The following is a 20316-nucleotide window of genomic DNA, read 5'->3' on the forward strand; positions in this document are numbered from 1 at the left end:
ACGGCGCGAATGACCCGGTGCGCAATGCACCGGGCCGCGCGCCGCTTTCGCTCATGCGTGGTCGTGGCGTTTCATCTTCAGCACGCGCGACACCTGGCCGGTCGTGAAGCCGCTGTTGCGCACGAGCTGCTGGTAGTCGAGCGGGATGGTCAAGGATTCGCTGACGGCGAACATGCCGACGAAACGAAACGCGTCGGTTGCCATCTTGATGAACACCGGAATCGCACCGCCCTGATTGGCCAGCGTCCTGCCGGCGGCGCGCGCGGACGCGCTGCCGTCGCAGATGATGACGTCCGGCGCATGCGGATTGAGGTCGGTGCGCAGGCACGCGGCGACGACCTTGCCGTTCTTCGTGGGCAGAAACGCTTGCTTGCTGCCGCCGCAGGCCGTGTGGATGAATTCGCGGGTGTAATGCTTGTTGAGTTCAAACATGTCAAAAACTCCTGGGTCGTCAAATGCGAGGCATGCACGCCGGCATGCCCGCGGATCGCATCGTCGGCGTCGTTCGACGCGCGCTTGAAGTCAGGCCGAAGTCAGGCCGGATTGGCAGGTGAAACGGCACGCTCCCGCGTGATCCACTCGCTCAGCATCCGCAGCATGACCTTGCCCTTGCGCGTGATCGAGAACTTGGGGTCGCCCTTGTCCCGATCAATGAGTTCGGCAAGTCCTACGTCGCGGAGCATGGTCATGTCGAGCGTTCCCCGCTCGATCTCGACCGGCGCCTGTTCAAGCAGCATCAATGCCGCCATTTCGTGCGCGCTCAGCCGCGGCATGCCGGCCGGCGCCGAAATTCCGTGTAGCTCGTTCATCAGTAATCCTTTCTTTAACCGCGCACGACGAGCGTGCGGATCATGTCGTTCGCGACGCGATGCGCGAACGAAGCGATGCCTTGGAGGGCGGACGAAAGGCAAGGGGCTGCGTCGCGATGCGGGCGCTGCAATCGCGGTGGCCATGCGCGCATGAAGCGCCCGGCATAGGCCGCCTGAATCGCTGCGGCCCGGTCAACCGTGCACGCGCAAGAACGCTCGGGAGAGTAACGACGGATGCGCACCGCTCGCCTTTCGGCAAGACGATGGCTCGGGAAAGAGCAGGCGTCCTGCCTGTCAGGTGGGGAAGCGACTTGGGGGGCGAGGACTTCGGATGGTCATGTCACCAACTCTCGATGGGATTACGCAAGCATTCTAGTGAGTCGCCATCCGATGGCAAGTAAAAAGGTTGTAAAGGGCGGCTCCCGAATCAGCTCACCTTATCCGTTGCGGCGGGCGATATCGATACGAAAAAAGTTCATCGCTTATTGTGACGCGCCGCCTCCCTCAAGTTTCGTGTGACGAATGCCGTAATCCGACTGTATGGAACCTCACGTTCAGCTGTCACGGTTCATTCACTAAACACAAGGAAGCACGTCATGAAGATCGATTCCTCCCTGGTCGCGGGCCCGGCGCAAGCCGCGGCGAACCCGACGACGGCCGGCGCATCGGGCAATCAGCAAGCCACCGCCGCCACCGCTGCCGGCTCCACGGCATCGTCGGGCACGAGCGAAGGCGCGAAGGCGAACGCCGCGCAGCCCGCGTCGGCCGAAGGCTCCGCGCCGCTGGGCGGTGCGAACAGCAAGGCCGAAGACCCGGCGGTCAAGCAGCTGAAGGAGTTGATCGAGAAGCTGCAGAAGCAGCTCGCGCAGCTGGAAGCCCAGATTGCAAGGGCGGCCGAGCGGGCGAAGAAGGACCCTGCGGCCCGGATCGAACAGCAGGCGCTGGTCGCGCAGGCCGGCGAAGTGTCCGCCGCGCTGCAATCCGCGGTCGCCAAGATGGTGGAACAGCTGCGCAAGTCGTCGAGCAACCCCACGGGTGGCCTGGTCTCGACGCAGGCCTGACGCGAAGGCGTTTCGGTTCACGCCTTTCGTTGCCCCGCCGGCGCGGCGTCGTTCATAGCGGATGTGCGGCGCCGGCCTGCGCCAGCAGCTGCACGGCGGCCGGGTCGGGCATGCCGTTGGCGTCGATCGCCCCTGCCGTCGCCAGCGCGACGAGGTCGCTGTCGACGCCCGGCTGGCCGACCACGAACGGCGTCGTCAGGAACGCCTGCGTCGTCAGCGTGACCGCGTAGCGCTGCTGGAGATTCGCGACGACCGCCACCTGCGCGGCCTGCACGTCGGACTGGTTTTCCAGCACCTGCTGGACATGCGCGCTGTTCGGCAGGTTGGCGATCAGGCCGGCCGTGGTCGTGCCGAGCTGCGATGCGAGGTAGACGAGCATCAGGTCGGTCTCGGGCGTCGTATTGAAGGTGCCGCCGGCGAACGCGAGCGAATGCAGGGTCGTGCCGCCGGAAGTCGCGGTGAGCACGCACGGGAGCGTCGCGTTGAACGTCAGGCTGTAGTTCCCGCCGCCGTCCGACAGCGCGGAGCCAGAACCCTGCGCGCAGCGGGCGATGACGGTCGCGCTGGCCAGCGCCGGGCCGGTGGCGGCCGTGCCGGAGACGGTGATGGTCTGCGTGCCGTTTCCGTTTCCGTTGAAACATCCATCGTTGAAGCCGAAGCACGCTTCGCCGCCGCACGCGGACAGCGTCGCGAGCGAAGCCACGCAGAGTGCGCCCAGTGCGGGGCGGATGACGCGCGCATCGTGAAGGTTCATGGCGGCTGCTTCCGACGATGGGAACGGGAAGCGCCCGGCCGGGGGCACAGCGACGGCCGGCGCTGCGTTCAATTCTAGGTTCTATTCCACGGAACTGCTTGCCGCCGGGAGCGGTTGTTTCCGGATGGGCGGCTGCCGAACGCACTCGACTATTGACCGCCTCCCAAAGTACCGCCCAAGCTCAGGCGACCTTTCTCGACCCACCCTTCGAAATCTTCCCCCGTCTTGCCGTTCACGTACATGATCTGATACCAGCCCTTGTACGGCTTATAGACGGTCACGGAGTCGCCGGGAATGATGAAGGTTCGCTTGGTGACGCACTGCGCGTCGGGAGCCGAATGAAAATAGGCGCGCCCCGAGCCGATGACCGTCGCGGAAACCGGCGGCCTGAAATTGTCGTCGGGGCCCCCGACCGCTTCGTTGAGTTGACGGCAATTCACCGGGCCTTTTGCATGGGCGTACATCGGGGCGATGCTTGCGCACAGCGCGAAAAGGGCGGCTGCCCGGATGCTTTTCGAAATCTTGGTATTCATGGTTTTCCGAGGAGGCAGGGCAAGGCAAGTCTTCGACCGGTCATCAAAAGCCGGCAAGTTTAACGGCAGGCAAAGCGGAAATTCCAATCAGAAATACCGCATGTGCTTCAGCGAATTCGTTTCAAGATACACACTGACGGCCAACGCGTGCATTCGATCTACGTAATTCTACGTAGCCATGCATACGTAATTATCCGCTTGTAAGCGGCCCCCCGAACGAGAATACTACGAGCCCATCATGCCGGCCTTTGCGAGGTCGGCATGACGTGCCATACCGACACACGAGCGTGCGGCGGCCCAAGCGCCGCGCGCTATCAATAACCACAGGAGACACCATGAATCGGGCTTCCAGCACCCTGATCTGGATTGCGGTCGCGCTATTGGGCGCGTTCGCGTTCGGCACCATCGCGCTCGCGCACGGCGAGCGGGTCAGCGCCCTCTGGATCGTGATCGCCGCAGTCTGCGTGTATCTGATCGCGTATCGCTTCTACAGCCGCTTCATCGCCAGCAAGGTCATGCAGCTCGACGGGCTGCGGATGACGCCGGCCGTCCGGCACAACGACGGCCTCGACTACGTGCCGACCAACAAGTACGTGCTGTTCGGCCATCACTTCGCCGCGATCGCCGGCGCCGGGCCGCTCGTCGGGCCGGTGCTCGCCGCGCAGATGGGCTACACGCCCGGCATGCTGTGGATCCTGGCGGGCGTCGTGTTCGCGGGCGCGGTGCAGGACTTCATCGTGCTGTTCATCTCGACGCGCCGCGACGGCCGCTCGCTCGGCGATCTCGTCAAGATGGAGCTCGGCACCGTGCCGGGCGTGATCGCGCTGTTCGGCGCGTTCCTGATCATGGTGATCATCCTCGCGGTGCTCGCGCTGATCGTCGTGAAGGCGCTGACCAACTCGCCGTGGGGCACGTTCACCGTCGCCGCGACGATTCCGATCGCGCTGTTCATGGGCGTCTACACGCGCTACATCCGTCCGGGCCGCATCGGCGAAGTGTCGATCATCGGCTTCGTCGGGCTGATGGCGGCGATTTCGTTCGGCCAGAACGTGAGCGCTTCGCCGACGCTCGCTGCATGGTTCACGTTCAGCGGCACGCAGCTCACGTGGATCCTGATCGGCTACGGCTTCGTCGCGTCGGTGCTGCCGGTGTGGCTGCTGCTCGCGCCGCGCGACTACCTGTCGACGTTCCTGAAGATCGGCACGATCGTCGGTCTCGCGATCGGCATCCTGATCGTCGCGCCGGAACTGAAGATGCCCGCGCTGACGAAGTTCGTCGACGGCACGGGCCCGGTGTGGTCGGGCAACCTGTTCCCGTTCCTGTTCATCACGATCGCGTGCGGCGCGGTGTCGGGCTTCCACGCGCTGATCTCGTCGGGCACGACGCCGAAGCTGCTCGACAACGAAACCAACGCGCGCTTCATCGGCTACGGCGCGATGCTGATGGAATCGTTCGTCGCGATCATGGCGCTGGTCGCCGCTTGCGTGATCGAGCCGGGCATCTACTTCGCGATGAACGCGCCGGCCGCCGTGCTCGGCACGACGCCGGAAGCGGTCGCGAACACCGTCACGCAATGGGGCTTCATGCTGACGCCGGACATGCTCACGCAAACCGCGAAGGCCGTCGGCGAGACGACGATCATCGCGCGCGCGGGCGGCGCGCCGACGCTGGCGGTCGGCATGGCGCACATCCTGCACCAGGTGATCGGCGGCGAGGCGATGATGGCGTTCTGGTATCACTTCGCGATCCTGTTCGAAGCGCTGTTCATCCTGACGGCCGTCGACGCGGGCACGCGCGCGGGCCGCTTCATGCTGCAGGACCTGCTCGGCACGTTCCACCCGGCGCTCAAGCGCACCGAGTCGCTGCCGGCGAACCTGATCGCGACCGCGCTGTGTGTCGCCGCATGGGGCTACTTCCTGTATCAGGGCGTGGTCGATCCGCTCGGCGGCATCAACACGCTGTGGCCGCTGTTCGGCATCTCGAACCAGATGCTCGCGGCGATCGCGCTGGTGCTCGGCACCGTCGTGCTGTTCAAGATGAAGCGTGAGCGTTTCGCATGGGTCACGCTCGTGCCGACCGTATGGCTGCTGATCTGCACGCTGACGGCCGGCTGGCAGAAGGTGTTCGATGCGAACCCGAAGGTGAGCTTCCTCGCGCATGCCGCGAAGCTGCAGGCGGCCGTGGACGAAGGCAAGGTGCTGGCGCCGGCGAAGTCGATCGCGCAGATGAAGCGGATCATCGTCAACGACTACATCGACGCCGCGCTCGCGGGGCTGTTCATTCTCGTCGTGGTGAGCATCGCGGTGTACGGCGTGCTCGCGATCCGGCGCGCGCGCAACGAAGCGAAGCCGACCGTGCGCGAGACGCCGTACGAGGCGATGCCGGCGGCGCAGGCGCTCGGCAGCGGTCGCTAAGGAGAAGCCGCGATGTTCTCCGATCTCGGCAGTGATCTGCGCAGCGCGGGCCGCTACCTGGGGCAGGCGTTGCGGCTGATGGTCGGCCTGCCCGACTACGACACCTATGTCGCGCACATGCGCGATACGCATCCGGACCGCGAGCCGATGACGTACGAGGAGTTCTTCCGCGAACGTCAGAACGCGCGGTATGGATCGGGGGCGGGGAAGTGTTGCTGAGCGGCTGAAGCGGCAACTGATGCAAAAGCGCCATGACGCGAGTCATGGCGCTTTTTTGTTGCTCACGCTTGCTTGTTCTTGTTGCCGGTCTGGTTCGCTACCCGTGCGCCGGCGCTGGAGCGGCCGGTGGTGGTCGGCCATTACGCCGGGTCACGTTCGCCAGTGTAGCGGACCGGCTGCGGCGTGGCCGGGGCGCCGCCATGCGTCGCGCCGGCCGTTGCAGCCGTGCGGGACGTTGCCCACCAGACCGCGGCGGCGAGCACGGATAGCCCGATCGCGACGGCGAGCGTCAGGTGCATCGCAAACCGGAACGGCTGCAGCGTCGCGATGAACGCGCCGAAGACCGCCACGCCGAGGGCGGAGCCGCTCTGTCGGGCGGCGTTCAGGACGGCCGCCGCGATGCCCGCGCGGCCTTTCCCGACGGTGCCGAGCGCGGGCGAGGTCGCGGCCGGCGAGATGAAGCCCGACGCGAACCCGATCGCCAGCATCGGGCCGACCGCGAACCAGTAAGGCGACGTCGCGGTCGACAGCATCATCCCGAGCGCGCCTGCCGCATACAGGCCGAACGCGGCGCACATCGGCCAGCGCCCGCCGAAGCGCCTGACGAGCCGGCTCGACAGCAGGCCTCCGGTCGCGACCATCGCCGTCATCGGCAGGAACGCGAGCCCGGCATCGAGCGGCGACTCGCCGCGCACCTGCTGGTAGAACAGGCTGAACGTGAACAGCAGGCCGTAAAACACGAACGCGGACGCCATCGAGACGAAGGTCGATCCGGCGAAGAGCGGGCTGCGAAAGAAGGCCGGCGGCAGCATCGGATTGCGCCCGCGCGTCTCGATCGCGATCAACGCGATCCATGCGACGCAGCACACGACGATGCCGGCGACGATCGGCGTCGCACGCCAGCCGAGCGACGGCCCCTCGATCAGCACGCCGATCAGCGTGCCGAGCGCGACGATCGCCGCTGCCTGCCCCGTCCAGTCGAAGTGCCGGGTCTGCCCGGCATCGGCGCGCGCAGCCGAGCGCGCGAGCCAGACGCCGGCCAGCCCGATCGGCAGGTTCACGAAGAAGATGCTGCGCCAGCCGAACAGCTGGATCAGCAGCCCGCCGATCAGCGGGCCCGCGGCCATCGCGACGCCGCCGCATCCCATCCAGACGCTGACCGCCGCTGCGCGCTCGCCCGGCTCGGGATACGCGCGGTTGATCAGCGCGAGCGAGCACGGCACCAGCATCGCGCTGCCGACGCCTTGCAGCACGCGCGCCAGCGCGAGGACCGTCAGGTTCGGCGCGAAGCCGCACAGTGCCGACGCGGCGACGAACACCGCGAGCCCCGCAATGTAGACGTTGCGTGCGCCGAGCCGGTCGCACAGGGTGCCGCCCGTCAGCAGCAGGCACGCGAACGTCAACGTGTAGGCGTTCACGATCCATTGCAGCCCGGCGACCTGGCTGTCGAGCGTTCGGGCGATTTCGCGCAGCGCGACGTTGACGATCGACGCGTCGAGCAGGACGAGCGTGTAGCTGACGCTGGTCGCCGCCAGGACCCGGCGGGCGTTGGCATGCAGGTTGGTTTTCATCGGATTTCCGCGCGGGAGGAGCAAAAAGCCAATGTATCGACGCGATGGGCGACGACGTTTCACCGCGGACCGAAACGTGGATGTCGCCGCGTCGCCGCTCGTGTGCCGAGCTTGATCTGCCCGCCCCCGGCGTCATGTCACGGCCGGTATCATATGATTCGTTTGCCCCGATGAACCCGCGCAGGAGGACGACGTCGTGCATGTCGGTGAGCGTTTCAACAGCATTACCCATCTCGTCGGCGCGGTGCTATCGATGGCGGGGCTGGCAACACTGGTGACGATGGGCGCGCTCCAGGGCGACGCTTACAAGGTGGTGAGCTTCAGCGTCTACGGCGCGATGCTCTGCGTGCTCTACGCGATCTCGACGCTTTACCACAGCGTGCGCAAGCCGCGCCTGAAAGCCATCCTGCAGAAATGCGACCATTCGGCGATCTACCTGCTGATTGCCGGCAGCTATACGCCGTTCACCCTCGTCACGTTGCGCGGGCCATGGGGCTGGTCGCTGTTCGGCGTGAGCTGGGGGCTGGCCGCGTTCGGCATCGTGCAGGAACTGACCCTCGGGCGGCGCACCCGTGCCGTGTCGATGGTGCTGTACGTGCTGATGGGCTGGCTCGCGCTCGTTGCCATCCGCCCGTTGATTCATGCGCTGCCGCCGGTGGGCACCGCCTGGCTCGTGGCGGGCGGCGTCATCTACAGCGCCGGCATCTACTTTTTCATCAACGACGAGCGCATCCGCCACGGGCATGGCATCTGGCACATGTTCGTTCTGGCCGGCAGCCTGTGCCAGTTCGTCAGCATTGCGCTGTACGTCGCGTGACGCATGCCGCGGCCGCGCCGTGTCGGCCGCCAGCCGCCGGACAGCGCGTCGCGCGTCAATCGGCCAGCCCGGCCAGATTCAATTCATACGACTTCCCGATCCACACCGCCGCGTCGCGATGATCGCGCAGCGAGTCGTCGGTATTCGGGTGCAGGAAGATGTCGAGCGCGCCGTGATTCAGCGCGAGCCACGGCACGATCTCGGCGAAGTGCGCGGCGGCGAACGCGATCTGGTACGACCAGGCCGGATGCGGCCCGACCAGGCGCTCATGGAAACGGCCGAGATCGATGATCGCGCCGAAGCGCTGCTCGACGATCTGCCGGAAGGCCCAGGCCGCATCGCGGCCGGCGGCGTCGAAGTAGACGTGCGCGTGCCAGCTGTCGATGGCGGCGACGTCGATGAAAGGGGCGTGAGCGTGCATGCGGATGGACGAGCGTGGGCGCCGTCACGTCGGCGACGGCCGGAGCGCCATTATCGCGCCGTGCGGCGCCGCCTGCAGTGACGCACGTCATGCACGGCGGCGCGCGTCACGCCGGGCGAACCGGCGACGCCGCGCCGTCCGCATCCGTCAGCCGCGCGGCGAGCGCGACGGCCTCGTCGAGCGACGCCACCGCCTCGTGCGGAATCCCGAACGTCTTCACGGCCGTCTCGCCTTGCACGGCGCGTCGCTCGGCCAAAAAAAAAGCGCCACGGATCGACTCCGTGGCGCTTCGTTCATACTCACCGGCCGAGGGCATCAGCCCAGCACGGCGATGCGTCCGGTCAGGCCGCCGCGGCCGGCTTCGCCGGCTTCTGCAGCTTGCCCTTGCCGGCGCGCTGGATTTCCTCGAGCTTGATCTCGACGTGGCGCGAGAACACGTACTCGGCCGGACGCTGCTTGTCGATCGGAATGTCCGGTGCGAACGCGCCTTCGGTCTTGATGCCCTTCCGGCTCACGGCGAACGCCTTCAGCGGATGCGCGATCGTGTCCATCACGGCGGTCGCCTCGAAGCCGCAGTGGACCATGCAGTCCGCGCACTTCTCGTAGTTGCCGACGCCGTAGTTGTCCCAGTTCGTGTCTTCCATCAGCTCCTTGAAGGTCTTCACGTAACCTTCGCCGACCAGATAGCACGGCTTCTGCCAGCCGAACACGGTGCGCGCCGGGTTGCCCCACGGCGTGCACTTGTAGGTCTGGTTGCCGGCCAGGAAGTCGAGGAACAGCGACGACTGGCTGAACGACCAGCGCTTGCCGCCTTCGCCGCGCTTCAGGATCTCGCGGAACAGGTTCTTCGTCTTGTCGCGGTTCAGGAAGTGCTGCTGGTCCGGCGCGCGCTCGTACGCATAGCCCGGCGACACGGTGATGCCGTCGACGCCGATCGGCCCCAGCGTATCGAAGAACTTCGCGACGCGCTCGGGGATCGCATCGTTGAACAGCGTGCAGTTGATGTTCACGCGGAAGCCGCGGCGCTTCGCTTCCTTGATGGCCGCGACCGCCTTTTCGTACACGCCTTCCTGCGACACGGAATGATCGTGCATGTCCTTGTCGCCGTCGAGGTGGACCGACCAGACGAAGTACGGATTCGGCTGGTAGTCGTCCATCTTCTTTTCCATCAGCAGCGCGTTCGTGCACAGGTACACGAACTTCTTGCGCTTCATGATGCCCTTGACGATCTCCGGCATCTCCTTGTGGAGCAGCGGCTCGCCGCCGGCGATCGACACGATGGGCGCGCCGCACTCGTCGACGGCCTGCAGGCATTCCTCGACCGACAGGCGCTGGTTCAGGATCGGGTCCGGATAATCGATCTTGCCGCAGCCGTTGCAGGCGAGGTTGCAACGGAACAGCGGCTCGAGCATCAGCGCGAGCGGATAGCGTTTGTTGCCGGACAGGTGTTGGCGCATGATGTATGCGCCGACGCGGACTTGCTGGAGCAGCGGAATAGACAAGAGTTGTCCTCCTTAAACTTCGCGGGCGACAGCTTGCGTGAGCTTCGCCGGCAACTTGAATTCGACTTTTTCTTCACGGCCCGCCATCGTCGTGACCTCGACGGGCCCCAGCGCGCGCAGCGCGCCGATTACATCCTCGACCATCTCTTCGGGCGCCGACGCGCCGGCGGTGAGCCCCACCGTCTGCACGCCCGCGAACCATTCGGCCTTCACTTCCGAGCCGTCGGCGACGAGATAGCTCGGTACGCCGCTTTCGGTGCCGATCTCGCGCAGCCGGTTCGAGTTCGAGCTGTTCGTCGCACCGACGACGAGCAGCACGTCGACCTGCGCGCTCAGCTCGCGCACCGCCGCCTGGCGATTCTGCGTCGCGTAGCAGATGTCGCGCGTGTCCGGCCCGACGATGTCGGTGAACCGGCGTTGCAGCGCCTCGATGATGCCGCGCGTGTCGTCGACCGACAGCGTCGTCTGCGTGACGTACGCGACCGGCGTGTCGACCGGCAGCGTCAGCGTGTCGACCTCGGCCTCGCTCTGGACGAGCGTGACCTCGCCCGGGATCTGGCCGATCGTGCCTTCGACTTCCGGATGGCCCGCGTGGCCGATCAGGATCAGCCGGCGGCCCGCCGCGACGTACTGGCGGCCCTGCACGTGCACTTTCGTGACGAGCGGGCAGGTCGCGTCGAGCACGTCGAGCCCGCGCGTTTCCGCATCGCGCTCGACCGTCTGGGCGACACCGTGCGCGCTGAAGATCGCGACAGCGCCGTGGGGCACCTCGTCGAGCTCCTCAACGAATCGCGCCCCTTTATTACGCAGATTTTCGACAACGTGCCGGTTATGGACGATTTCATGACGCACATAAACCGGCGCGCCGTGCTGTTGCAGCGCGCGATCGACGATCTCGATCGCGCGGACAACTCCCGCACAAAAGCCGCGGGGCTGGGCAAGGATGACTCGCATAATTGAGCGAACTCCGACGACAGACGCGGGGTTCGAGGGAGCCGGCATGCCAGCTCGATCGTCCCGACTTGATGTTATGAATGCAGGAACGACCCGGCAGGCCAGGGCCCGGCACCCCGAATTAATCGCGCATTTTAACTCTATCGGCAGGTCCTTGCTCTGGTGCTGTTTCGAACGTGTTGCAATCGCGTTGCAAGCCTGGGACGGCCGGGTCGGCGCCCGCCGGCGCGGAACCCAGTAAACTAGGCGGTTTCGCAGGCTTCCTTTCGGTTGCCTGACGTCGAGCACATTTCAAGGCCTCCTCGATGACCGTCGATTCCTACGAGTATTGCCCTGCGGCGCCGCAGGCCGCACGCGCCGCCTCCGGCGTTTTAAATCCGACCCTGATTGCAGCGTCCGGCTTCGCCGCAGGCGGTGCCCGCCGGGAGGCGCGCCGATGATGCTGGCGATCGTGTTCCTGCTGTCCTGCCTGTCGCTGCTGATCTGGATCGTCCTGCTCGTCGCGCGCGGCGGCTTCTGGCGCGCGCAGCCGGCGCGGCCGCTGCCGCCCGGCGCACGCGGCGCGGCGGCCGAGGCCGGCTGGCCGGCCGTCGTCGCGGTCGTGCCGGCGCGCAACGAAGCCGACGTGATCGCCCGCGCGGCGACCTCGCTGCTCGAGCAGGACTATCCCGGCGCGTTTCACCTGATCATCGTCGACGACCACAGCGACGACGGCACCGCCGACGCGGCCCGCGCGGCGGCGCTCGCGATCAACCGCGCCGACCGCCTGACCGTGCTCGCAGCGAAGCCGCTGCCGGCCGGCTGGTCGGGCAAGGTGTGGGCGCAGTCGCAGGGGATCGCGGCGGTCGGCGCGCTCGGCCTGCCGGCCGACTACCTGCTGCTGACCGACGCCGACATCGGCCATCCGCCGGACGCCGTCGCGCAGCTCGTCGCGCGCGCGCAGGCCGAGCATCGCGACCTGGTGTCGCTGATGGTGCGGCTGCGCTGCGATTCGTTCTGGGAAAAGGCGCTGATCCCGGCGTTCGTGTTCTTCTTCGCGAAGCTCTACCCGTTCTCGTGGATCAACGATCCGCGCAACAAGACGGCCGGCGCCGCCGGCGGCTGCATGCTGGTGAAGCGCACGGCGCTCGAGGAGGCAGGCGGCATCGAGTCGATCCGCAACGCGCTGATCGACGATTGCAGCCTCGCCGCGCAGATCAAGCATCGCGGCGGCGGCCGCCATCCGATCCGGCTCGATCTCGCCGAGCGCAGCGTGTCGCTGCGCCCGTACGACAGCTGGCGCGACATCTGGAACATGATCGCGCGCACCGCGTTCACGCAGCTCCACTATTCGCCGTGGCTGCTGGCCGGCACGCTGCTCGGCATGACGATCATCTACCTCGTGCCGCCCGTCGCGGCGCTGGCCTACGGCGCGCACGCATGGCCGGCCTGGCTCGCGTGGGCGTCGATGTGCACCGCCTATGCGCCGATGCTGCGCTACTACCGGCGCTCGCTGTGGTGGGCGCCCGCGCTGCCGCTCGTCGCGGCGTTCTACGTCGGCGCGACGTTCGCGTCCGCGTGGCGCTACTGGCGCGGCAAGGGCGGGCAGTGGAAGGCACGCGTGCAGGCGCCGGTGGAGCGCTGAGCGCCTCGGCCCGCGCGGCGCGGCGGGCCCGATGTGAAAAAGGGCGGCGCAAGGCCGCCCTTCGATGGCCATCCCACGGATGGCCGCCCCATGCTTACCGCTGGGTGAGCATCATGTACATCTGAATCACCACGTCCGGCGAGAACGTGAACGGCACCCAGCCGAAGCCGGTGTGGCGCGCGACCAGCAGGCGGTCGCCGTTCGCTTGCTTCTGCACCGCCATCATCGGATTCTTCGTCGACACGAACCGCCAGCCGGACGGGATGCCCGCCGGCTGTTCCGGCTGCATCGACGCGCGCGCGTGCGCGAGTTCCTCGATCAACTGGCTGAGCTGTTCCGGCTGCAGCGTGATCGATTCGCCGTTGACGCTCAGCGTGATCTCGTTCTGCGACGGGCGGGCGACATGCAGCGTCGGTTTGTCCGCAGCAGCGGCGGGCGCTTCGGAAGTCGCCGGCACCGACGCGGATTCCGGTTCCGCGGCGGCTTCGGCTTCGGTTGCCGCGGGGGCATGGGTGTCGGCTTCCGGCGCGGCTGCGGCTTGCGGCGCGTCCGCGGGTTCAACGGCTTCCGCAGTTTCCACGGCGCCCACGGCTTCCGCCGACGCGGCCCCGTTGACGACGGCTTCGACGAGCGCTTCGGCGTCGGCGATGGCCTTTTCATGACGCTGCGCGGCGGCTTCGGCTTCCGCGAGCGCCAACGTGTGGCGCTGCGTGATGGCGTCGGCTTGCGCGGTCGCCTCGGCATGGCGCCGCGCGGCGGCTTCGGCCTGCGCGATCGCTTCGGTGTGGCGCTGCGCAACGGCTTCGGCCTGCGCGGCCGCGTCGGCATGGCGCTGCGCGGCGGCTTCGGCTTCGGCGATGGCTTCGGCGTGGCGCTGCGCGACGGCTTCGGCCTGCGCGGCCGCGTCGGCCTGGCGTTGTGCGGCGGCTTGCGCGTCGGCGATCGCGCTCGTGTGGCGCTGCGAAGCAGCCTCAGCCTCGGCTATCGCAACCGCGTGACGTTGCGCAGCGGCGTCGGCTTCCGCGGCGGCTGCCGCATGGCGCTGCGCGGCGGCTTCCGCTTCGGTCGCGGCGGCGTCGTGACGCTGCGCGGCGGCCTCGGCTTCGGCGATCGCAGCCGCGTGGCGCTGCGATGCGGCTTCGGCGTCCGCGTGGCGTTGCGCGAGCGCTTCGGTCAGCGCGGTCGCTTCCGCGTGGCGCTGCACGGCGGCATCGGCCTGCGCGGCGGCCTCGGTGTGGCGCTGCGCGGCGGCTTGCGCTTCGGCGCTTGCCGCGGTGTGGCGCTGCAGCGCGGCTTCGGCCTCGGCGGCCGCTTGGGCATGGCGCTGCGCGGCAGCTTGCGCATCGGCCTCGGCCGCGGCATGACGTTGGGCGGCCGCGTCGGCTTCTGCCGCGGCCGCGCGCGCGAATGCTTCGGCGCTGCGTGCCGCCTGCTGGGCGGCGTGTTGATCGTGGAGGAGCTGATCGACGCCGGCATTGAGCGCATCGATCTGATCGTTCAGGTTCATGCGTGCTTTCTCTACGTAAGACCCGCGATTTTACCTGCTGCGCCGATGCCGGTCCGCGTGCGGCGTGTAACAAAGTGCGCAAAGCGGCGCGATGTGCGCCGCTTTGTGTTATTTCAGGTAGCCCGCCGAGCGGAACCAGTCGAGTGCGTCGCGCAGCCCGTCGCGGTACGGCCGGGCGCGATAGCCGAGCTCCCGCTCCGCCTTCGCGGACGTGAAATACATCTTGTTCTTCGACATCCGCAGCCCGTCGACGGTGACGAACGGCTCCTTCTTCGTGAACTTCGCGACCGCCTCCGCGCCCACCGCGAGCGGGTACAGCGGCCAGCGCGGCAGCGCGAGCGTCGGCGCCTTGCGGCCGGTCATCTGCGCGATGTCGGCGAGCATCTGCTGCAGCGGCAGGTTCTCGCCGCCGAGGATGTAGCGCTCGCCGATGCGGCCGTGCTCCAGCGCGAGGAAGTGGCCGTTCGCGACGTCGTCGACGTGCACGAGGTTCAGCCCCGTGTCGACGAACGCGGGAATCTTGCCGAGCGCCGCCTCGACGATGATGCGGCCGGTCGGCGTCGGCTTCACGTCGCGCGGGCCGATCGGCGTCGACGGATTGACGATCACCGCGGGCAGCCCTTCGTCGGCGATCATCCGCTCGACCGCGCGCTCGGCGAGCACCTTGCTGCGCTTGTACACGCCGATCGCCTGCTCGGGCGTGAGCGGCCGGTTCTCGTCGGCCGGGTCGCCCGCGCTCGTGACCTTCAGCGTCGCGACGCTGCTCGTGTAGACGATCCGCTCGACGCCCTCGGCGCGCGCCGCGCGCATCGTCGCGACCGCGCCTTCGAGGTTCGCGCGCTCGATCTCGAGCGGATCGGGCGCCCACAGGCGGTAGTCGGCGGCGACGTGCAGCAGGTAGCGCACGCCGCGCAGCGCGGTGCGCATCGATGCTTCGTCGCGCATGTCGCCGGTGACGATCTCGGCGTCGAGATCCGCGACGTTCGTGCGCGGGCTGGTCGGGCGCACGAGCACGCGCACCGCGTAGCCCTTCTGCTGCGCGATGCGCGCGACGGCCGAGCCGACGAAACCGGACGCGCCGGTGACCAGAACGAGATCGCGGGATGTATCAGTCATGCAAGTCGAGTCCTCATGGCCGCGCGCGGGCGGCGCGGCGGTTGTGCATCGTGCGAGATTGTACGTGTTCGGCGCGGGGGGAGACGGGCACTGACATGGTGCGGCGCGCGCGACTACAATGCCGGGCTTGGATGCAACAGCAAGGTGACGACGATGAGCCGCGACGACCATGACGAACGGATTGAAACCTACTACGTGCGGGTGCGCGGCATCGTGCAGGGCGTCGGCTTCCGTCATGCGACGGTGCGCGAGGCGCACGCGCTGAAGCTGCGCGGCTGGGTCGCGAATCTCGAAGACGGCAGCGTCGAGGCGATGCTCCAGGGCCCCGGCGCGCAGGTCGACCGGATGCTCGCGTGGCTGCGGCACGGGCCGCCGGCGGCGCGCGTGACCGAGGTGACGTTCGAGGAACGGCAGACCGACAAGCGCTACGAACGCTTCCAGCAGCAGTGAGCGGCCGATGACGGGGTATCCGGAGGCCGGGCGCGGGCTCGTGCTGTCGGTGACGGCGTCGATGCTGTTCGCGCTGTTGTCCGCGTATGCGAAGCTGCTCGCGCCGCTCACGGGGCTCGACATCTTCGCGTGGCGGATCCTGTGGACCGCGCCGGGCGCGCTCGCACTGATCGCGCTGCGCGGCCGCTGGCCGGCCCTGGTCGCGCTGCTCGGGCGGGCCGCGCGCGACTGGCGCCTGCTGGTCGCGCTGCCCGCGAGCGCCGCGCTGCTCGGCGTGCAGCTTTGGCTGTTCCTGTGGGCGCCGCTGCACGGGCGGATGCTCGAAGTGTCGCTCGGCTACTTCCTGCTGCCGCTGACGATGGTGCTCGTCGGCCGCTTCTACTATCACGAGCGGCTCGATCCGCTGCAATGGGCGGCGATCGCGTGTGCGGCGCTCGGCGTCGCGCACGAGGTGTGGGCGACGCGCGCGTTCGCGTGGCCGACGCTCGTCGTCGCGCTCGGCTATCCGCCGTATTTCGTGCTGCGCCGGCGGATCAATGCCGATTCGCTGGCCGCGTTCGCCGCCGAGATGGTGCTGCTGTGCCCGGTCGCCGCCGTGATGGCCGCGACGAGCGCGACGCCGCTCGCCGGCCATCCCGCACTGTGGGCGGCGCTGCTGCCGGGGCTCGGCGCGCTCAGCACGCTCGCGCTGGCGAGCTACCTGAAGGCGAGCCGGATGCTGCCGATGGCGTTGTTCGGCATCCTCGGCTACGTCGAGCCGGTGCTGCTCGTCGTGGTGTCGCTGCTGTTGCTCGGCGAGACGCTCACGGTCGCGAAGCTCGCGACCTACGGGCCGATCTGGGTCGCGGTCGCGCTGACCGCATGGCACAGCGCGATGCTGATGCGGCGCTTGCCCGCTCGCTGAACGTGGCGTGACTGCCGCGGCGTCGATGCGCGAGGCGATCGCACGCTGTCGGCAGACTGACCGCCAACTGACCACCCGCTGACGTTGCGCTGACCGCGCCGCCCGCTTCTCCCACGTCGTCCTCCGCGGGTCTCGCGCCTGTAATCGAATAGAAGATTCGGTTGCACTTTGTTACTTAGGGTCTCCCCTGAGCGGCTACTAGACTGACCTGACCGTCATTCCTTCGTATGCCGCCTTCCGATGAACGGTCCTCTCCATGCCCGGCCGGCCGGGTCGGCGCGACACGAGCATACGCGTATCGCCGCCGATCGGCGAGCGCGAACCTGATCGTGAGCGCGCCGTCCCCCTCCCATGCGCCGCACGGCGGTCGCCTGATCGAAGTCGACTTCTTCCGGGGCGTCGTGCTGCTGATGATCGTCGTCGATCACATCAACGCGAGCGTGCTGTCGCGCGTGACGCTGCACGCGTTCGCGCTGTGCGACGCCGCCGAGGTGTTCGTGTTTCTCGGTGGCTTCGCGACCGCGAGCGCGTATGGCGCGATCGCGGAACGGCACGGCGCGCGCGCCGCGCAGCGGCGGTTCGTGAGCCGGGCGATGCAGATCTATCGCGCGTTCCTCGCGACGTCGACGCTGATGCTCGTCGTGTCCGCGGTGCTCGACCACTACGGCATCGATGCGCCGAACCTCGCGCTCGACGACGTCAGCGTGATGCTCGCGACGCCGTTGACGGGGCTCGCCGAGCTGCTCACGTTCCAGCGCCAGCCGTATCTCGCGGCGGTGCTGCCGATGTACGTGCTGTTCGCGCTGGCCGCGCCGGCGCTCATGCCGTGGGCGCGGCGGCGCCCGTGGCTGCTCGCCGCCGCGAGCGTGTCGTCGTGGCTCGCCGCGGGCTGGCTCGGCCCCGAGCTGCTGGATAGCGACACGTTCCACTGGAGCTTCAACCCGTTCGCGTGGCAACTGGTGTTCGTGGCCGGCGTGCTCGCGCGCTGCCAGCCCGTCTACCGGCGCGTCGCGCTCGGGCGGTGGGCCGCCGCGGCGACCGGCGTCGCGTGCGCGATCGTGCTGGCCTGCGCGAGCGTCAAGCTGTTCTCGGGGCTGCCGCTGCCGGAGGGGATGATGAAGCGCGACCTGGCGTTCGCGCGCGTCGTGAACTTCGCGGCGATCGCGTGGCTGATGGCGGATTGCGTGCGCTACGGCTGGGTCGCGCGGATCGCGCGGGCGGTGCGCCCGGTCGTCGCGGTCGGCCAGCGCGGGCTGATGTGCTTCGTCGCGGGGGCCGCGATCTCGCTGACGCTCGATTCGCTGCTGCATCCGGCGGCGCATGGCACGCGCCTGCTGCATGTGCTCGGCGTCGGACTGGCCGCGGATGCGTGCGCGCTGGGCCTGATGATGGCGCTCGCGAGTTCGGGGACGTGGCTCGCGCGGCGGCGCGGGGCGGCCGCGTAAGGGTGCGTACGGGCGCGCCCTAGTGAGGTGAGCCGATACGGGAGCGGGGAGTGGGCGGTGCGTCGTCGGTGTCCGCTTCGCCGCGATCGTCGTCGGCGTCGTTCCGTTCGGCGAGCACCGCGTCGGCTTCGGCGGCCGCCTTCGCGGCGCGCAGCGCGGTGCAGCGTTGCGCGCGCCGGATATCCGACAGCATCCTCAAGAGCCGCGTCGTCTTGCTTTTCATGATGTTCTCCTGCCTGTCGCGCGTCTCGTCGGAAGCGCTCCTTGCAACCAGTGTAGGACGGGCGCGGGGAATCGGCAGGAGAATGTGGCGCGCACGCAGCGCGCCAAGGGATTTCACTGAGCCGCGACGGCCGCCGTTGCCGACGTTGCCTCTTCGCGGCGCTCTTCGACGCAGCGCTGATGCTGGCGCGACAGGCGGTTCATCATCGGCAGCAGCAGCAGCGCGAGCAGCATGCCGATCGCGGCGAGCCAGCCGAGCTTCTCGAACAGCGACAGGTAGAGCGGCAGCGATTCGGTCGCCGGCAGGTCGTGCGACGGCATTTGCGCGAAGTTCGCGACCACGCTGCCCAGGTACTGCGACACGCCGGTCGCGACGAAGTACGCGCCCATCATGAAGCCGCTCATGCGCGCCGGCACGTAGCGGGCGATCATCGCGAGGCCGAGGCCGCTCACCAGCAGCTCGCCGAGCGAGTAGAGGCCGTAGCCCCACACCATGAACCACGACGACACGCGGCCGTCCACCGCGTAGCGGCCGCTGATCGTGAACACGAGGTAGCCCAGCGCGACCACGGCAAAGCCGAGCGCGTATTTCGCGGCGACCGGGAAATCGCGGCCGTGCTTCGAGAACTGGTTGTAGACGAACACGAGCACCGGGCTCAGCACCATGATCCAGATCGGGTTGAGCGCCTGGAACTGCGCGGCGCTCCACGTGAACAGCGTCGTGCCGAACAGGATGAAGCGCGGATCGACGTTGCGCAGTGCGAACAGCGTGAGCGACGTCGACATCTGCACGTAGAAGATGAAGAACAGGATCACCTGGCCGATCAGCACGAGCGCCGCGATCAGGCCGGCGCGCTCCGAGCGCTCCGACTTCGCGATCATGTACGCGAAGATCGCGAGGATCGCGAACGCAGCGGTCCACACGCTCGCGACCGCGAGCTGCTTGTGCTGCAGCACGTACAGCGTGACGAGCGCGAGCGCGGCGCCGCCGGCCGCCACCGCGCCGAGGCGCTTCCAGCGGATCGGCGCGTCGTCGGGCTGCGAGCCGATGTGCGCGAGCGTGCGATGCATCAGCACGAAGTTGAGGATCGCGAGCAGCATGCCGCCGCAGCAGACCGCGAACGCGGCGTGCCAGCCCCAGTGGTCCTTGATCCACGGCGTCGCGAGCATCGACACGGTCGAGCCGATGTTGACGGCCATGTAGTAGATCGTGAATGCGCTGTCGATGCGTGCGTCGTCGCCTTCGTAAATCCGGCGCACGAGGTTCGCGGCATTCGACTTGAACAGGCCGTTGCCGACCACGATCACGCCGAGCGACATGTACATGTAGGCGAGCCGGTCGTTCGGCACCGCGAGCATCAGGTAGCCGGCGCACAGCACCGCGGCGCCGATGATCATCGAGCGGCGTGCGCCGAGCACCTTGTCGCCGATCCAGCCGCCGATCGACGGCGACGCGTAGACGAGCGCGGTGAACGCGCCCCAGGTCAGGTTCGCATGGCTGTCGGTGAAGCCGAGCTTGTCGACCATGAAGAGGACGAGAAGCGCCGCCATGCCGTAATAGCCGAAGCGCTCCCACATCTCGATGAGGAAGACCGTCGTAAACGATCGGGTTTGCGAAACAGTTGAAGGTGAATGCATGTCAATCTCGGTTCAAGCGGGCGGCGCGGATCGCGCGCTGCCAAGGGTCGATCTGGTGCCCGCGCGTATCGGCCGGGTAGGCAGCGCGAAGGCGGCGGCAAAATCGGGCGAACTGGCCCGCGTCGGGGTCAGTCGGCTCCTGTGACAGGCGGCGCGAGGCCTCGGCCGGCGCGCGACTGGTAACGTTGACAGGTGCGCCGCGTCAGGTCCGCGCCACACCGGGAAATCCCTGACGTGTCAGGAGTTTTCAGGAAGATTCGTCTCGTCATGTCTTTGTAAGCTTGCGTCAAGGGCCTCGGCAATATCCCGGAGAGCCGCTTGCAGCTTGCCTGTGAAGGCGTCGAGTCTGGCAAGA

At 67.9% G+C, this 20316-nt stretch carries 22 protein-coding genes; 9 read left to right on the forward strand and 13 right to left on the reverse strand.

The window, feature by feature from the left end; all coding sequences use genetic code 11:
- Positions 1-51 precede the first annotated feature (51 nt).
- Both HWX31_RS25065 and HWX31_RS25070 read right to left on the reverse strand, forming a co-directional pair.
- A complete protein-coding gene (locus tag HWX31_RS25065) occupies positions 52-432 on the reverse strand; it encodes a DUF6697 family protein (protein ID WP_059618628.1) in 381 nt (126 codons plus the stop codon).
- 101 nt (positions 433-533) lie between these two features.
- Positions 534-809: a hypothetical protein gene (locus HWX31_RS25070; RefSeq protein WP_059955263.1), complete on the reverse strand. Its 276-nt coding sequence runs from the start codon at positions 807-809 to the stop codon at positions 534-536.
- 596 nt (positions 810-1405) lie between these two features.
- On the opposite strand from HWX31_RS25070, the gene HWX31_RS25075 reads away from it, so the two are divergent.
- The gene (locus tag HWX31_RS25075; RefSeq protein WP_174963830.1) at positions 1406-1870 is read left to right on the forward strand and encodes an ATP-binding protein; all 465 of its coding nucleotides are present in this window, start codon (positions 1406-1408) and stop codon (positions 1868-1870) included.
- Positions 1871-1922: 52 nt separating this feature from the next.
- Here HWX31_RS25075 and HWX31_RS25080 read toward each other — a convergent pair whose 3' ends face one another.
- Both HWX31_RS25080 and HWX31_RS25085 read right to left on the reverse strand, forming a co-directional pair.
- Positions 1923-2624 carry a hypothetical protein gene (locus HWX31_RS25080; RefSeq protein ID WP_174963829.1) on the reverse strand — a complete coding sequence of 234 codons (702 nt, stop codon included), beginning with the start codon at positions 2622-2624 and terminating at the stop codon, positions 1923-1925.
- A gap of 149 nt (positions 2625-2773) precedes the next feature.
- Entirely contained in the window at positions 2774-3157 is a 384-nt protein-coding gene (locus HWX31_RS25085) for an SH3 domain-containing protein (RefSeq protein ID WP_174963828.1), read from the reverse strand.
- A 335-nt stretch (positions 3158-3492) separates the two neighbouring features.
- Here HWX31_RS25085 and HWX31_RS25090 point away from each other — a divergent pair, with 335 nt between their 5' ends.
- Together HWX31_RS25090 and HWX31_RS25095 are read left to right on the forward strand one after the other, a co-directional pair.
- Positions 3493-5571, forward strand: a complete 2079-nt coding sequence (locus tag HWX31_RS25090) for a carbon starvation CstA family protein (RefSeq protein ID WP_174963827.1) — start codon at positions 3493-3495, stop codon at positions 5569-5571.
- 12 nt (positions 5572-5583) lie between these two features.
- Positions 5584-5790: a YbdD/YjiX family protein gene (locus tag HWX31_RS25095; RefSeq protein WP_006766647.1), complete on the forward strand. Its 207-nt coding sequence runs from the start codon at positions 5584-5586 to the stop codon at positions 5788-5790.
- Between the two features lie 140 nt (positions 5791-5930).
- Here the strand turns inward: HWX31_RS25095 and HWX31_RS25100 are convergent, their stop codons facing one another.
- Positions 5931-7361, reverse strand: coding sequence for an MFS transporter (locus tag HWX31_RS25100; protein ID WP_174963826.1), 1431 nt, complete (start codon positions 7359-7361; stop codon positions 5931-5933).
- A 196-nt stretch (positions 7362-7557) separates the two neighbouring features.
- Between HWX31_RS25100 and trhA the strand changes: the two genes are divergently transcribed.
- Entirely contained in the window at positions 7558-8178 is a 621-nt protein-coding gene (gene trhA / locus HWX31_RS25105; protein ID WP_174963825.1) for a PAQR family membrane homeostasis protein TrhA, read from the forward strand.
- Positions 8179-8233: 55 nt separating this feature from the next.
- Here trhA and HWX31_RS25110 read toward each other — a convergent pair whose 3' ends face one another.
- The 4 genes from HWX31_RS25110 to ispH all read right to left on the reverse strand — a co-directional run bounded on the left by HWX31_RS25110 (position 8234) and on the right by ispH (position 11055).
- Positions 8234-8599 carry a DOPA 4,5-dioxygenase family protein gene (locus HWX31_RS25110; protein WP_174963824.1) on the reverse strand — a complete coding sequence of 122 codons (366 nt, stop codon included), beginning with the start codon at positions 8597-8599 and terminating at the stop codon, positions 8234-8236.
- A 106-nt stretch (positions 8600-8705) separates the two neighbouring features.
- Positions 8706-8837: a hypothetical protein gene (locus tag HWX31_RS35210; protein WP_279613159.1), complete on the reverse strand. Its 132-nt coding sequence runs from the start codon at positions 8835-8837 to the stop codon at positions 8706-8708.
- Positions 8838-8940: 103 nt separating this feature from the next.
- Positions 8941-10101, reverse strand: coding sequence for an adenosyl-hopene transferase HpnH (hpnH, locus tag HWX31_RS25115; protein ID WP_059634895.1), 1161 nt, complete (start codon positions 10099-10101; stop codon positions 8941-8943).
- A gap of 12 nt (positions 10102-10113) precedes the next feature.
- The gene (gene ispH, locus HWX31_RS25120) at positions 10114-11055 is read right to left on the reverse strand and encodes a 4-hydroxy-3-methylbut-2-enyl diphosphate reductase (RefSeq protein ID WP_059711300.1); all 942 of its coding nucleotides are present in this window, start codon (positions 11053-11055) and stop codon (positions 10114-10116) included.
- 436 nt (positions 11056-11491) lie between these two features.
- Here ispH and HWX31_RS25125 point away from each other — a divergent pair, with 436 nt between their 5' ends.
- Complete coding sequence (locus HWX31_RS25125; RefSeq protein WP_174963823.1) at positions 11492-12679, forward strand: glycosyltransferase; 1188 nt, start codon at positions 11492-11494, stop codon at positions 12677-12679.
- Positions 12680-12773: 94 nt separating this feature from the next.
- Here the strand turns inward: HWX31_RS25125 and HWX31_RS25130 are convergent, their stop codons facing one another.
- Together HWX31_RS25130 and hpnA are read right to left on the reverse strand one after the other, a co-directional pair.
- Positions 12774-14186: a phage tail protein gene (locus HWX31_RS25130; RefSeq protein WP_174963822.1), complete on the reverse strand. Its 1413-nt coding sequence runs from the start codon at positions 14184-14186 to the stop codon at positions 12774-12776.
- A gap of 108 nt (positions 14187-14294) precedes the next feature.
- A complete protein-coding gene (gene hpnA / locus HWX31_RS25135) occupies positions 14295-15302 on the reverse strand; it encodes a hopanoid-associated sugar epimerase (protein ID WP_010090176.1) in 1008 nt (335 codons plus the stop codon).
- Positions 15303-15455: 153 nt separating this feature from the next.
- On the opposite strand from hpnA, the gene HWX31_RS25140 reads away from it, so the two are divergent.
- The 3 genes from HWX31_RS25140 (at position 15456) to HWX31_RS25150 (ending at position 18101) form a co-directional block, all read left to right on the forward strand.
- Entirely contained in the window at positions 15456-15752 is a 297-nt protein-coding gene (locus tag HWX31_RS25140; RefSeq protein ID WP_174963821.1) for an acylphosphatase, read from the forward strand.
- Between the two features lie 7 nt (positions 15753-15759).
- Entirely contained in the window at positions 15760-16656 is an 897-nt protein-coding gene (rarD, locus tag HWX31_RS25145) for an EamA family transporter RarD (protein WP_174963820.1), read from the forward strand.
- 323 nt (positions 16657-16979) lie between these two features.
- Positions 16980-18101, forward strand: a complete 1122-nt coding sequence (locus HWX31_RS25150; protein WP_174963843.1) for an OpgC domain-containing protein — start codon at positions 16980-16982, stop codon at positions 18099-18101.
- 19 nt (positions 18102-18120) lie between these two features.
- Here HWX31_RS25150 and HWX31_RS25155 read toward each other — a convergent pair whose 3' ends face one another.
- Both HWX31_RS25155 and HWX31_RS25160 read right to left on the reverse strand, forming a co-directional pair.
- The gene (locus HWX31_RS25155) at positions 18121-18324 is read right to left on the reverse strand and encodes a hypothetical protein (RefSeq protein ID WP_042584799.1); all 204 of its coding nucleotides are present in this window, start codon (positions 18322-18324) and stop codon (positions 18121-18123) included.
- A gap of 113 nt (positions 18325-18437) precedes the next feature.
- The gene (locus HWX31_RS25160) at positions 18438-19961 is read right to left on the reverse strand and encodes a peptide MFS transporter (RefSeq protein ID WP_174963819.1); all 1524 of its coding nucleotides are present in this window, start codon (positions 19959-19961) and stop codon (positions 18438-18440) included.
- On the opposite strand from HWX31_RS25160, the gene HWX31_RS25165 reads away from it, so the two are divergent.
- Positions 19960-20106: a hypothetical protein gene (locus HWX31_RS25165; RefSeq protein WP_174963818.1), complete on the forward strand. Its 147-nt coding sequence runs from the start codon at positions 19960-19962 to the stop codon at positions 20104-20106. The two genes, HWX31_RS25160 and HWX31_RS25165, sit on opposite strands and share 2 nt — an antisense overlap.
- Positions 20107-20316: the final 210 nt, after the last annotated feature.

The organism is Burkholderia ubonensis, assembly GCF_902833085.1.
GTDB lineage: Bacteria > Pseudomonadota > Gammaproteobacteria > Burkholderiales > Burkholderiaceae > Burkholderia > Burkholderia ubonensis.